The sequence below is a fragment of the Lysobacter sp. Soil_N_23 genome (assembly GCF_057656135.1).
The window spans coordinates 30523-44676 of the sequence record NZ_JBDGKY010000017.1 but is presented as its reverse complement, the minus strand read 5'-3'; the positions used below and the strand labels follow the sequence as shown (position 1 = coordinate 44676).

Here is a 14154-nt window from a genome sequence, read left to right as displayed (position 1 = left end):
GTTATGTGTGTCGCTTAAGGCGGTCGCCGCGCCGCTGGGACGCGGCGACCAATCGGGGCACTTACTTCCTGGCAGCTTTCTTCGCGACCTTCTTTGTGGGTCGCTTGGCTGCCTTCTTCGCCGCCTTCTTGGCGACGGCCTTCTTGGCCGGCGCCTTCTTCACAGCTTTCTTGGCGGCTGATTTCTTCGCGACCTTCTTGGTCGCAGCTTTCCTGGTGGCCTTCCTGGCAACCTTCTTCGTTGCCTTCTTCGCCGTCTTCTTCGCCGCAGCCTTCTTCACCGCCTTCTTCGCGGTCTTCTTGGCTGCGGCCTTCTTCGTGGCCTTCTTCGCGACCTTCTTGCCGGCCTTCGCCTTCAGCGACGAAGCTTCCTTCTTGGCCTTTGCGCTGGCAGCGGCGAGCTTCTTCTTGGCAGTACCGACCGCCTTCTTGGCGGCCTTGCGCGCCTTCTTGGCGGTGGTCTTGACCGACGCCACCGCTTCCTCGGCACGGTGCATCACCGCGCTGGAAATGCTGGATGCGGTTTCTTTCACGTTATCGGCGGCCTGCGACAGGGTCGCCGTCACTCCGTTGCCATTGCTCATGTGCCCTCCTGACGGGCGTCAAAACTGGTTGGCGTAGTGCGGTAATCGGGGTGTTGCAAGGGCGATGCTATACCTGCTGCAGCTGCACGGCACGATGAATGCGTCGCGCGCCTGGGCCGCGTACATGAACGCGGAACCGGCCCGGATTCCGCGTGGAGGCGTCGAGGCCGTCTCCTGCCTGTTGCCGCTGCCATCGACTTGTAAGTGCGAGGAACCTGCTTCCCCCGGGTGCCGATGCTGCCTGACGCCTGAAAGCAGGTCCCTCGCCGCGCTCGCAACGACAGCGCTTAGAACTTGCCGTACGTTCTATTAGTGAAAGTGTCTGTCACATACCCCCCAACTCTGGCACCAAATATGGCATATGTTGGGGCCGACGACCACAACCCCTTGGGGGATGGCCTAATAGCCCGGCACTAAACAACGCCCGCCGGCCATCGCAAAGCGTAGGCCGCACACGATGGGTCTCATGCCTTTGTCGCCGCTGATCGGGTTTCCAGTCTAAACAACTCTTGGCAGCAGCAGCGCTTCGGTTGATGGTGCCATCGTCCAAAATTCCATGCTCTGACTCGTCAAATGCCCGGTGAACAATCTGCATAGCGCAGCGTCGGGGGAAGGATGAAAGGGTGGCAGTGCGCAGTTGCCCCACACCCCCGTGCTCACACGGCTCACGCGACGGCAGAGTTCGGCGTAGATGGCTTCACGGATCGCGGCGGCGCTGCTGATTCGCTGCTGTTGCGCGACGGAGGCTCCTTGGCGAGTGGCAGCCCAGCAACAGTAGCGCCACTGAGCAATTGACAGGCAAGCCTGTGCATCGCGATATGCGAAGACGATGTCCTGGGCCCAGGTAGAGTCAAACTGATGTTTGACCAATTGCTGTTCAAAGAATCGCTCCGCTTCCGCAATTGCCAGCTCATCCCAAAAGCGAAGTCGCAGCGCGATCCCGTACTCGTCCCTCGGTATCGACTGTAGATATTCCTCGAGTGCACCGATGAGTCCATCCCGGATGTACGCACCCCAGTTGTATCTCCACTGCAATTGCTCCACAGGTGTCTCTTCTGCCTTGGGCTCAATCTCCCAACGCAGTTCCGGCCAAGGGACGCGGATCACGCCCAATTCCCGCAGTTGGTCAAGTACGAGCAGGCTAGAGCGAAGTGTGGGCGCTACTGGTAGACGGCGCTCTTGCGCCATTAGTAGGGCTGCGAGATAGAGGCAGCCTCGGACACCGAGGTCGTCGATTGTGGGCGGGGGTACCGGCGCCATGCTCAGGGCCCTGCGCCCGCGTGTTGTCCAGCCTCTAAGAATAACTTAGTATCGCTCTGACGCGAACTTCCACGCTTGGACGTCAAGTCTATGGACCCCCTCAGTATCGTTCAGCGCGATGCGTCGTCCAGCGAACCTGGCAGCGAACTGCTGGCAAACTGATCCGCCGCCATTTGATATACGAGATCCAGTCAAGGAGTTTGTCGTCGACATCGACCAGCCGACACTCTGGCTTTCGACGCAGTCCGGCGATGTGAAGGTCTCGCTGCATTCCATGGACGGCCTGCTTGTTTCCGACGGAGTCGTTTCGGCGGGCACGATAGATGCGCACACCGGCAACATTGATCACTAGGACCAGTGAGGCTTGATCAGTAGACCGAGAAGCTGATCATGCTCTCCGGCCTGGTGGTCGATCAGAATGCCAGTATCGGTTGGCGCTGATGGCTCCCGGCCGACAGCGGACATAGGATACGGCTTTGCACTAAGTGCGAAACGCTGTCGCTAGGCTCGCCATAGCTGGCCGCCCCGTGCGTCAGGGGTCGACCAGGTCCACCCGCTTCAGGAACGGATTGCCGTAGAGCGTCATCGCCAGCGCATCGCGCGGATCGTTCCCCATCTGCGCACCCACGGCGCGATTGCCCGCGGCATTGGCATCGATCAGCGCTGCGCCGGCTTCCCATTCGGCAAGGAACGCCGGCAGCCAATGCGACGGCACGCGTGAATCCAGTGGCCACGGCGAGGCGATGACCCCCGCGCTGCCGCGATCGAGCAATTGCTTGGGCAACCCCACGGTCGTGCTTGCGACCGGATGCTCATCCTGTCGGCCACCACTGCACACGAACAAGACGACGACGCCGGCGCCCTCAAGAGCGCGAGCGAGTGCCACCGCACTCACCCGCAATTGTGCTTCATCGGACACAACCTTGAAGAAGCGGTTGTCGTCCGCTAGTCCGCCGTGGGCTGCGACGATGGCCAGTTGGGCACCCTTGAGCTGCTCGGGGAGTTGCGCGCCTGTCTGCAGCGCAACCCCATGCTGTTCGAGTACGTCCGTCACACGGTCAGCTACCGTCGCCAATGTTCCGTTCCCATTTCCTTCCACGGCGGTTGAGATCCACGCGGCGGACGGCGCGAAGGACCTACGTGGAGCCGACGTGGCGGCTCTGAGCCAAGTTAGTGATGGCGCCACAGCAACCGATGTTCCGCTTCCGAGCAACTCGCCATCGATCAACAACAACTGCGGAGGAAGACGCTGCAAGCGGGTATCGAGAACGAAGACGGCCCGGTCCCCTACGCCTTGCGACAGGCCCAGCTCGCGCATGCTCGTATAGAAGAGATTGGGCTCGTTGATGTCGAGCCCGTACTCGTAGGGGAAGCGGAGCGACCAAGCGTGGAGTCCGCGCAGCGAGAACGTGGCGTCTTCTCGATGCACTGTGAGCGTGCCCGCTTCGGCGCTCACCCGCACGAGCCGGTCGGCACTGTCGAAGGCCAGCATCTCGATGCGTAGCCCCCGACACGAAAGATCTCTTAATGTCCTCGCCGGCTCCTCGATGGCCGCCGGCAGCCAACCGCCTTCAGCGGGCCCCGGCACCGCGATCGCATGATCGGTCGTCAACTCGGCCGCGAAGCTCGCCGTCGTCGCGTCGGCGAGCGTCGCGTTTTCTGACAACTCAATGCGCGCCGCGCGCACGAGATACTGGACGTCGAAGCCTACGTCGTCGGAATAACGCGCCTGCTGCACGGCGCGGGCGCGATCGAGCAATCGCTCAGGCCCCACCGCGGTGTTGGATGCCAATTGCACTAGCTCAGCGGTGATTTCACCCACCGCGCTCAAGGCCTCCTGAGTCCGGTCCCGCGTCTGCGGGTCGATCTCCAGTTCCAGACCTTCGGCTCGGCGCAGGATTTGTACTGCCATCATCAGAACGGTCGCCAGTTCATCCTGCTCGCGCATGACGACCTGGAGATTGGCGTCGATCGCCCGGAGTAAGGCGGACCACGCTGCGCCGTCTCGGGAGTCGACTGCGTTGAGCTCGGACATCTGCAATCCCAGGCGCATCGTCTCGATGCGATGTCCGGCGCGCGCGTGCACCCCCATTTGGATCAACAGCTGTTCACACCGGTCCAGAAACTGACGGGCAGGCCCCAGCAGCCCGGTGTCGCGCAAGGCGCGAACAACCCCCATCGTCTCGTAGTACGCGTGCTCCAACTCCACCTGACCCTGCGTGGCTAGCGCACAGCCGAAGGCCATGAGGGCGCGGGCACCATTGTGCATGCGGTGGAAGACGTCGCCGTACGCGTACCAGGCAAGGCGAAGGCGCTCCGGTCGTCCCTGCGTCGCGGCCAACCCAGCTTCTACGAGGTCGCGGGCCAGTTGGGCCTCGCCGCTAACCACGAGACGACTGGTCACCAGGCGCAGTATCTCCAAGTCGTCGTTTCGGCGGCCGGCATGCGGTGCGACGGCGAAAGCGACCATTAGCATTAGTCGAAGGGTGTGACCATCATCCGCCTGTTCTTTTTCGATCACGAACTGCACCATCCGTTTGAGAAAGTGCAGCGCGGTGTTGGCCGGCAAGGTCAACAGTTGTTCCGGCAACACGACGGTGGCGAGATCGATGGCACGTTGCCGATTTAGCCATACCGCCGCGTCGCGATAGAAACGCATGAACTGCGCTTCATCCACGTCGCCGTCCGCGGCAGGCAGCGCCGCCGGCACCACCGCCGGTGCGGCTGCCAGGCGCAACAGAGCGTGTGCGAGTAGGGCCACGCCGACCGGGCCGGCGATGTCGACCGACAACAGTTCGTCCAGGCGTTCCCGCGATGCGGTATCCGAGGGATGGACAGCCAGATAGAGCAGGATGAACATCACAGCATCGGCCAGATCCTCTTGCATCCGGTCGTCGCCGGTCAGGATTAGCCGTTCGATCGACCACAGCAGGAGGTTTACTGCGGGACGCGCCAGCGCCGAGTGCGGGTCGATTGAGGGCGTGATCGCCGCCACGTGCGTCGGCAATGCGCGCCGTCGCGCGTCGAGAGCGGCCGCCAATCGCGTCTCGGCCTGCCGAGCGAACCACCGCGCGTCGGCCTGCTCGACAAGTTCCGCGTAGTCCGGCGTAGCCGCGGCACGCAATGGCAACAGCACCGTGTCGACGTAGTCATCCAGCGGCAACTGCGGCCAGTCGGCCGGCCGAACCGGTTGCCCATCGCGTGCGGCCAAGAGCAGTCGTCGTAGCTGATGCTCCTCAAGCACCGAAGAAGCAGGAAAGTAGCGAGCCAGCCACGTCAGGCATTGCGCTTCGATGCGCGTCGACGGGATGGACTGCGTCAGCTCCAGCGCCAGCTCGTTGAGGTCCAGATCGGACAGATGGTCCGCACTCGACTCGAGCAACTGCCGCGCGAGGCCGAGATCCTCACCGGCCAGTGCGATCGTGGCGAGTTTCAACTTGACGTCGGTGGCAGTGTCGGCGAGATGGGGAAGATACTGTCGAAGAAACTCCAACGCTCGAACCGTGCGCCCACCCTTGTGCAGAATCTGGATCTTAAGTAGCAACCGCGCCGGTACGGACACGCCTACGAGCGCATCCATTTCCCCCAGCACGGACAAGATGTCACCGCTCTCGACGCGCCGTGTCCAGTCCTGAAACAGCGCCATCTGTTCATCGTCTATGGCCTGCGAGGCACTGGCACCCCAGACGGTGCAGTCCAGGTCCTGCAGCGCTTGGACATTGCGCTCGAGCGCCGGCAGGTATTCGCCTACATCCACCAGGACGTAGGTGTCCCCGGCCTGCGCCACGCAGTGCGTGGCGAGCTCGATCAGGGGCGGCACCCAACGATCTTCTGGCGCCTGCAGGGACGTCGGCAGCGCCGGCGCACGGTTTGCCGGCCGATAGCGCGCGCCGTCGACGACGATGACAAAGCTGCCGGGCGCGGCTGCCGCCACGGCGTGCAGCACGTCGGCCGTGTCGAACGACGCAAGCTGATGGACCAGCAGCTGGCGGGACAACACGTCGAGCTCCTTGGCGTCCAACGCAAAGCCCCGGAACTGCGCGGTGTCTGCCACCACATCCGCAACCACGGTGTCCGGGATGTCAGGAGGTAACAACACCACGGCTTGCCGGAAGGCGGGCCGGCTCAGGTTGTCCGTCATCCCGGCGAGGACCAAGAACACTAGGCGGGCCAGGCGCGAGGAGTGCCCCGCACCCAAGAGCACAAGGTTGACGCGATCGAGCTGCCCACCACCGAGCAAATCCTGCCACGGCACCTCAAAGCGTTCCGGCGAAATGGCCATTCCTAGGCACCGTAGTGGCGGACAGGGGCCGTCAAGCATACGTTCGCAGGCAGCGTTCGCCCGCCATTGCCATTCAGCAGAACGGGGCCAGTGTCGACTTCTTCGGAAGTCCACTCTGACCCTGATTTTGGCCCTGATTTTGGGCCGAAGACGTCCATAGTCTCGCGGCCGTCTGGATCCCGAACGCACGCTGACGGACGTTCGAAACAGGAAAATAGAGCCCTGGGTACGATCATTCCAGCTAGCGAAGCGCTTTAGTCAAAGGATGGGCAAAGAAGTGATCAGCCAGGTGCTTCCTTACTCCTTTGGCTGCTAGTCCGGTCGCGTACTGCCGTATGTTGTCACCTGACTTCCATGCAATTTTGTATCGCCGCGTCGACGCGGCTGCTTCAGAGAGCAACTTCAACGCCTCATCATCGAACGTGCCGCAGGTCCAGTATTCGAACGCTACTTGGATACTGGCGTCTTGCTCGACAAGTGCGCCGTAGGAAGTGGGGATTCTGTCCTTTATCCAGCGTTCGATTTCTTGCGCCTTCGTCACGTTGGTTGGCTGGTGTCCCTTGCACTCATAGCAGACCACTTTTCTCTGTTTTTTTAGAAGCACATCTACTTCAGCACACCTGCCACTTTCAGAATTTTGGAGAAGCACGCCGATGCTGGCGCTCCCTCCCTCCAGTTCGGTAACCATGTGACTTACGACCATTTCGAACAGCGCGCCTCGCAGATTCCCAGCGGCGCCTTCGATAGCGCTAAGACGCTTGAATATGAAATCGAGACGCTCTGGGGGAGCGGCAGCACTCGACGAGAGCACTTCTAGCAGCGATCCCAGTGCCATTGCGACATCTCGACCGAATAGCGTTTCGGCCCGGGTCGCTACTATCCCCGCGCTGCGGCAGCGATTGAGCGCGTCCTGGGTGAATCCTTCTGCGATGAGCATTGGCAGGAACGGACGCCGCCCGCGCGCGTTCGTGAGTAGAGTGCATTTTCGGAGAAAGGGTTCAACTCCTTTCCCGTCCAGCTCCCCGCCTAGAACGACATCCGCAACCATGAAACCCGGGGCCCGCTTCCCCGCTTTGACCTGGACCAACGGTGCCAAATAGGAAGGGCCGCATAGATCGAACTCAAACGTGGAGAACGTTGGGTTGCCATCCTCCCCACGGATCTTCACGACCTGCGGACTGACCATATTCATGCGACCTAGCCACCCCGCCATCGCATCCAGCAGAAATGATTCGGCCGCCAACCTCGCACGCATCCTCGTGACGCGATCGGCGGCAATCCCGCCCGTACCGCCTCGGACAAGGCATTCCCCAATGCCTGACACGTCGACCTTGTGCACGAGGTTGGTCCCGAGGAGCCCAGCCAAGGCGCGCTCGGCAGACACCTGGTTCTTCTGGCGGATCGGACAACCGCAAGCAATGGTGAACTGGCTCAGTGGCATGATGCCGTCGCGACAATCGAGCGCGCGCAACGCAGATGAGAGTGGTGGATTCTCGGCATGAATCGCCTCTTCCAACGCCCGGTAGTAGCGCCCCGTACCAATATCGTCCTTGTGGAAGATGAAGCGCTTTCGCTTCGGAAAGGTCACTCCCTTTAGTGCGGTAGTGTCCGGAGGCAGACGAGACGTACGCTGCCTGGCTGCGGCAGGTTGAATGCCGTTGCGCTGAAACACGTGGGCCACATCGCTTGTCAGCATTGGACCTCGGACTTTCAGCAAGCCAGATAAGTCGATGGAAGCTTTCCGACGGGCCATGTCACACTCCGCTATTTATAAGAACAGCTTTATACAGCGGTGTTCGTTTCGATGCTTTCACGAACATCGAAATAACACTTTTCAGATCAATGCCTTATAAATGAACGCGTTGTTAAATACATGTTAATAGTCACAGAGACTATCGTAGCAATGGTCACAGTGCGCCTCAAACTGAGGCGTTACCAGCCGCAGGATCCTGTGTCGAGGGGGTCGGCTCGGAGCACTGAAGGGCGGCAGGCTATCCGGCCCCCCTCGCGCGCGGGAATCGCGGCCTGGTACAGCCGGCAGCCGGTAGTCAGGGGCGCCGAGAACAACCATGCGCACAGGGTCATGGGAGCACCAGCCGCCACTCCGGCCTCAGCAACGGCATCCGCAGCCGGTCGGTCCGCGCCTGCATCCCGAGCGGACGGAATGCCACGCCAGCCAGCGCTTGACCGGCAGTTTAATGATGTGTAGCGTGTAGCGCAACACGCTACATGATTATTCTCATGGACGCTAAGACAGCTTTCGATCACATCGGCCAATACATCAAGGTGCACGTCCTACCGGGAGACGTCTCGGTCAAGGCCGCTGCCGAGGTGCTAGGCGTCAGCCGTCCCACTCTGTCCAAGCTGCTCAACGGCAACGCCTCCCTTTCTACCGACATGGCCTTGCGGCTGCAGCGGGCATTCGGGGCAGACAGTGAAGAGCTCCTCAAGGTCCAGGCGGAGATCGAGAACACCCATTCCCGAGGTCGGCAGGCCGAAATGCCAGTCCGCACCTACGCCCGCAGCTTCCTGCAAATCCGCGCCAATGACATCCAGGCCTGGGCATCGGGGCGGATCGAACCGCGGCAACAGCTGGCAGCGCTGCTGCGTCGCTTGGTGAACACCACCGGCATCGATCTGAGCAAGGTCGACTTCCCTGCCTACGACGACGCCGAACGGCCGGGCTGGGATGGCTACGTCGATTCGGGTGCGGCCACGCCGTGGATCCCGATCGGGGTCTCGGGCTGGGAATTCGGTTGCAACGCGGATCCCGATCGAAAAGCGCAGTCCGATTACAAGGCGCGTCTACGCCTCGTACCGGAAGAAGAGCGCAAGAACACGACCTTCGTTTTTGTCACCCCCCGCAAGTGGCCAGAAAAGCAAGCATGGGAGAAAGCGCGTCGCGCCGAAAAGCATTTCCGCGATGTGCGCGCGTTCGACGCCGGAGACCTAGAGCAGTGGCTAGAGCAATCGGTCGCCACGCAAACATGGTTCGCAGAACTGATAGGCGCCAGCACCGAAGGCCTGCGTTCGCTTGAAAGCTGCTGGACCCAATGGGCCGATGCCACTGAGCCTCGGTTGAGCAGGGAGCTCTTCTCCGGACAGGCCGAAACGGCAAAAGGGGTTATCACGGACTGGCTGCGCGATCCGACCAGCCGGCCGCTGATCATCAGCGCCGAATCGAACGAAGAAGCGCTGGCCTTCCTCCACTGTGCTGCCGAAGCTGTGGACGACACCACTACTTGGCTCAACAGCCGCTGCATCGTGGTCGACTCCGCCGTCGCCTTGCAGAAGGCGGTGCGGGCATCCACCAACTTCATCGCGATCGTCACCTCCCGCGAAGCCGAAGAGGCGATCGCGGGGCTGTATCGGAACCAACCAGTCATCCTGATTAGGCCGCGCAGTTCCTTGGACGACCGCGCCGACATCGCTCTCGATGCCCTGGACGACGACTCGTTCCAAAAGGGCATGCAGGCGATGGGCGTCGACGAACACGAGGCCGAACGGCTGGCGCGCGTCTCCGGCCAGTACCCCACGATTCTTCGCCGCGCGCTGTCCACGATTCCTGCCATCCGCCAACCTGGCTGGAGCCAGGATCCCGCGCTGGCGTCACAGATCATCCGCCTGAGTCTAGCTGGCGCCTGGGTCACGACCATGGCAGCCGATCGTGCAGTGCTGGCGGCGCTGTTCGGCACAGATTACGAACGCGTGGAAGAAGTCCTCGCCCACTTGCGGCACGTACAGGGAACGCCGATCTGGGAAGCCGGCAATGTCGCCGGCGTGATCTCGAAGGTCGACATCCTGACGGCCTGCAGTGCCGCTATCACCAAGGGCATGATCGACCGCTTCTTCGATGTCGCCAGGACGGTGCTTTCGGAAACCGACCCCGCGCTGGATCTACCGGAAGACGAGCAGTGGGCCGCCTCCTTCTACGGCAAGTCCCGCGACCACTCGGGAACCCTGCGCGCCGGCATCTGCGAATCGCTGGTGCTCCTGGCCGTATCGGGCGACAGGCTGTTCGGGCAACGGCTCGGCATCAACTGCCGCGGCAAGGTCGATGCTCTCGTCCGCGCACTGCTGACGCCGTTCAACGAGCGCACCTGGCTCTCCCAGCGCCGTGACCTGCAACATTACGCGGAAGCCTCTCCCGAGGTTTTCCTGGACATCGTCGAGGAAGACCTTGCCAGCGATTCGCCCAAGATCCATGCATTGATGGGTTCAGGCGGCAATTCCCCGTTCTCGAGTTGCCCGCGCACGGGGTTGCTGTGGGCGCTGGAATCGCTGGCCTGGGATCTGGAGCGCATGCCCCGGGTCGTGGATATCCTGGCCACGCTCTCCACCATCGAGATCACCGACAACATCAGCAACAAGCCCGAAGCAAGCCTGAAGGCCATCTTCCTCTGGTGGATGCCGCAGACCGCGGCAAGCGCGCCACAGCGCACTACTTCGCTCGAGCGGCTGTGCCGCCGGAACCCGAAGATCGGCTGGCGCATCTGCCTCGCGCAACTCAACACACACAATGCCAGCGGCAGTTCACGACCGCGGTGGCGCAGCGAAGGCATCGGCGCAGGCGGAGTCGACCAGGGCAAGGAGAACCGGGAGTTCCGGATCAAGGCCATCGACCTTGCGATCGACTGGCCACATCATGACCACCACACGTTGGGCGACCTCGTCGAGCATGTCCACCAGTTCGACGACGGGCGCGCGGATCTCCTGTGGTCGGCCATCGACGCGTGGAGGGCCTCGAATCCATCCGAAGAGGACATGGCTGCGCTGCGCGAGCGCATCCGGCGCCATACCGATACCCGTCGCGGCCGACGGCGCAACATGTCCGCCGGCAACCGGGCCAAATCACGGGCCGCCTATGAATCGCTCGCACCGCAGGACGCGGTGGTTAGCCATCAATGGCTTTTCACCAACCACTGGGTGGACGAATCCTTAGCCGAGCTTGAGGACGACAACTACGACTTCCGCAAGCGCGAGGAACGCATCGCTACCTTGCGGGTGTCGGCTCTGAAGGAAGTGTGGGATGCGCAGGGCTACGAAGGTTTCGTCCGTCTGTGCGTGTCCGGAAACGCCGCCATCACGGCCGGGTGGCACCTGTCGAACTCCATCATCGATTTCGACAAGAGCCTCAAGGTCCTGCTGCGTCTGATCAAGGAAGAGGACAAACAACACCGGCGCGCGATCGACGGCGCGATCTCGGGCGTGCTCAACGGCCGCGAAAAATCCGACCTTGATGCCCTCATGGCCGACGGCATCGCTGCCCTGACCAAGGACGGTGATGCCGACGGTATCGCCCGTCTGCTGCTGGCCGCCCCGTTTAGCAGCGCGACCTGGCGTCACGCCAACGTCCTGGATGCCCCGCTGCGTGAACGGTACTGGGCCGACGTGATGCCCAGGTGGGAAGGGCAGAGCCAAGAGGAGTATCATGTCGCCATCGCACGGCTGGTCGACGCCAAGCGACCGCGGGCGGCATTCGAATTCGTGTCGATAGACCTAGAGAAGATCGAGCCACAGATCCTCTACTCGCTTCTGTTGAGCGTGGCGACGATCGGCGATGAGTCCGCGGGCACGCACATGCTTTCCGGGCACAGCATTGCGAAGGCCATTGCCATACTGGACGAGAGCAAGCAGATTGCCGAGGACGCAATGGCCTCTCTCGAGTTCACCTATATCGATGCCATCGAACAGGCCAGGGCCAAGGCCACGAACCTGGAACGCCAGCTGGCCAAGTCGCCACTGCTGTACGTGCAGATCCTCTCCTATCTTTACCGGCGCGCCGACAGCGGAGAGGATCCTGCCGAGTGGAGGATCCAGAACCCAGAAGTCGCCACCGCGACGGCAAGCCGTGCCCACTCCCTGCTCACCCACATCCGGCACCTTCCCGGTACCCAGGCGGATGGCAGCGTCGACGAAGCAGCCCTCATTGCCTGGATCGAGGAAACCCGCCGTCTGGCGAAGGATTTCGGCCGCCTCGAATCCGCGGACAAGATGATCGGCGAACTGCTCTACAGCAAGCAGATCGGCGCCGACGGAATCTGGCCATCGGAACCGGTCCGCGAGGCGCTGGAACACGTCCGTTCCCGGGCGATGACAAGTGGCATGTCGCTGGCCACGTACAACGGCCGCGGCGCAACATGGCGCGGGGAAGGCGGCCAGCAGGAGCGCGATCTCGCCGCCAGCTACCAACGGTACGCTTCGGCGCTCGCGTACAGCCACCCATTCGTTTCCCAGATGCTGCAGCAGATCGCCGAGTTCTATGAACGCGACGCCGTCCACGAAGATGCGTCCGCGGCCGCGAACCGGCGGCTGAGGCGATGAAAGACGACACTCAACAGATGCCGGTCGTGCACCGGCTCTCGTCCTGGTAAGGCGCAATCATGCTGGTCACGCGCGTACTCGGTGATTGCCCGGCATGCAAGGGCAAGAACACATTCGGAAACGTTTTGGTTCGGCGCGATCATGTCCTGCGCGGTTGCAAGGCCTGCAGCTACGAATCCGCCGCTTGGCTCCCCGAGATCCGCAAGAAGGTGTTGTATCTCGACCAGTTCTTCTTCTCCCACGCCTTCCGTGGCAGCGACCAGCGCTTCTTGGCCGCTATCGAGCGCGTGAAGCAGGCCTGCCATCTCCAACTGCTGGTCGCGCCGTACTCGTCGGTGCACGAAGATGAGACGCACCAATGGCGCGGATACAAGGACAAGACTAGTACACAGCTGATGGAGTTCATCAAGCTTGCCGCCCGCGGCATGGAGTTCGAGCGGAGCTACAACATCGAAACGGCCCAGGTATTAAAGGCGTTCGCAGCCTACCTGAAAGGCGATTGCGCCCAGCATCAGATCGAGAGTGCGGATGCGATTCGGGGCGAGCTGGATGCCTGGGACGACTACTTCTTTATCGACGTCGGCGGCTATTGGCACGACGTGGAAGCCAAGCGCCGCCTCAAGGCAGAGGCAGTGGATCAGTTGGTGATGACCCTCGACGCCTGGCAGCAATCGACCCAAACGTTCGACGAGGATGTAGCACTCGAATACCACGATGCCGGGCGCCTCTACATGCAGTTTTACATCGAAAAGGTCAATCGCATACGACAGGGGGATGTTGGCGCAGTCCTAGATTCCCCAATCACGGCCAGCATGGTGGGATACCTGCGCGACCACCTGCCCAAAGACATGCCGGAACTGGAGCAGCTGCAGTGTTGCGCTGACTTCTTCAAGTCCGATCACTTCGCCGAAGTACCGCACGAGTGGCTTTCCGCGCGTCTCTTTGCCACGCTGAAAAGCATGGTGAAGCGCGGCGCCTATGCGAACCGTTCGGAAGCACGCAAACGCCTCAGCGGCGTATTCGATGACATCAAGCACATCTCTCTGTACGCACCTTACTGCGATGCCTTTGTCATGGATACGCCTATGGCAGAGTTGGTTCGTCAACCGTCTGTCGGATTGGAGTCGCGCTACGGCGTACGAATCTTCAGCCTGAACAATTGGGATGAGTTTCTTGCGTGGATGGATACGCTAGAAGCCGGCATGAGCGCCGAACATCTCGTCGGGGTCGAGGCCGCCTATCCCCAGCCGTGAAACCATCATCGCAAGCTGTAAGAAAGGCATGCCGATCTGGCGCGACAAGCTGTTTGGATTCATGCACCGCAATGCAGCGCCGGCGACAGATTTCTTTAGGATTCCGACAACGCGATTGGTGGAGCTGGGTTCGCCCGTGGAGATATGAGATAGCGCCCTGTGCGCGCACTGGCAACACACTTCGGCACAGACTCGCCTAAGGAACTTGAGTGGCGAGTTGATCGGCGCAAGCCATATCAAGGGGATGGCGACGAATCAGCCTCGAACAAATTTCGCCGCTGGCGCCAAGGAAAGGCCCCGCCGCACGACGACACCATCGCCCGGGTGGAGGAGCGGTCCAAGGGCAGTGTCACGTTAGCTTCTGGAGAGACTTGCCGCTGTGGGAGCTTCTAGTCCAAGACCCACCACCCATGCAGCGAATCCATAGGCTGCTTGAAGGGTCACCGATGCCG

7 protein-coding genes and 1 pseudogene are annotated in these 14154 nt (G+C 61.7%); 4 read left to right on the top strand and 4 right to left on the bottom strand.

The genetic code is table 11. From position 1 onward, the window contains the following. Positions 1 to 61 precede the first annotated feature (61 nt). Both AC3A3X_RS13195 and AC3A3X_RS13190 read right to left on the bottom strand, forming a co-directional pair. Positions 62 to 583, bottom strand: coding sequence for a hypothetical protein (locus AC3A3X_RS13195; RefSeq protein WP_487583483.1), 522 nt, complete (start codon positions 581 to 583; stop codon positions 62 to 64). 498 nt (positions 584 to 1081) lie between these two features. Next, positions 1082 to 1690, bottom strand: a complete 609-nt coding sequence (locus tag AC3A3X_RS13190) for a hypothetical protein (RefSeq protein ID WP_487583482.1) — start codon at positions 1688 to 1690, stop codon at positions 1082 to 1084. 271 nt (positions 1691 to 1961) lie between these two features. Between AC3A3X_RS13190 and AC3A3X_RS13185 the strand changes: the two genes are divergently transcribed. Beyond that, positions 1962 to 2195: a hypothetical protein gene (locus AC3A3X_RS13185; RefSeq protein ID WP_487583481.1), complete on the top strand. Its 234-nt coding sequence runs from the start codon at positions 1962 to 1964 to the stop codon at positions 2193 to 2195. Between the two features lie 180 nt (positions 2196 to 2375). Here AC3A3X_RS13185 and AC3A3X_RS13180 read toward each other — a convergent pair whose 3' ends face one another. Both AC3A3X_RS13180 and AC3A3X_RS13175 read right to left on the bottom strand, forming a co-directional pair. After that, entirely contained in the window at positions 2376 to 6125 is a 3750-nt protein-coding gene (locus tag AC3A3X_RS13180) for a hypothetical protein (RefSeq protein ID WP_487583480.1), read from the bottom strand. Between the two features lie 241 nt (positions 6126 to 6366). Next, positions 6367 to 7878: a hypothetical protein gene (locus AC3A3X_RS13175; protein WP_487583479.1), complete on the bottom strand. Its 1512-nt coding sequence runs from the start codon at positions 7876 to 7878 to the stop codon at positions 6367 to 6369. A 476-nt stretch (positions 7879 to 8354) separates the two neighbouring features. Here AC3A3X_RS13175 and AC3A3X_RS13170 point away from each other — a divergent pair, with 476 nt between their 5' ends. The 3 genes and pseudogenes from AC3A3X_RS13170 to AC3A3X_RS13160 all read left to right on the top strand — a co-directional run. Next, complete coding sequence (locus AC3A3X_RS13170) at positions 8355 to 12449, top strand: HigA family addiction module antitoxin (RefSeq protein WP_487583478.1); 4095 nt, start codon at positions 8355 to 8357, stop codon at positions 12447 to 12449. A gap of 59 nt (positions 12450 to 12508) precedes the next feature. After that, complete coding sequence (locus AC3A3X_RS13165) at positions 12509 to 13702, top strand: hypothetical protein (protein ID WP_487583477.1); 1194 nt, start codon at positions 12509 to 12511, stop codon at positions 13700 to 13702. Then, positions 13695 to 13850, top strand: a pseudogene (locus AC3A3X_RS13160) (KUP/HAK/KT family potassium transporter); the annotation flags it as partial. The gene AC3A3X_RS13165 and the pseudogene AC3A3X_RS13160, both read left to right, overlap by 8 nt. Positions 13851 to 14154 lie beyond the last annotated feature (304 nt).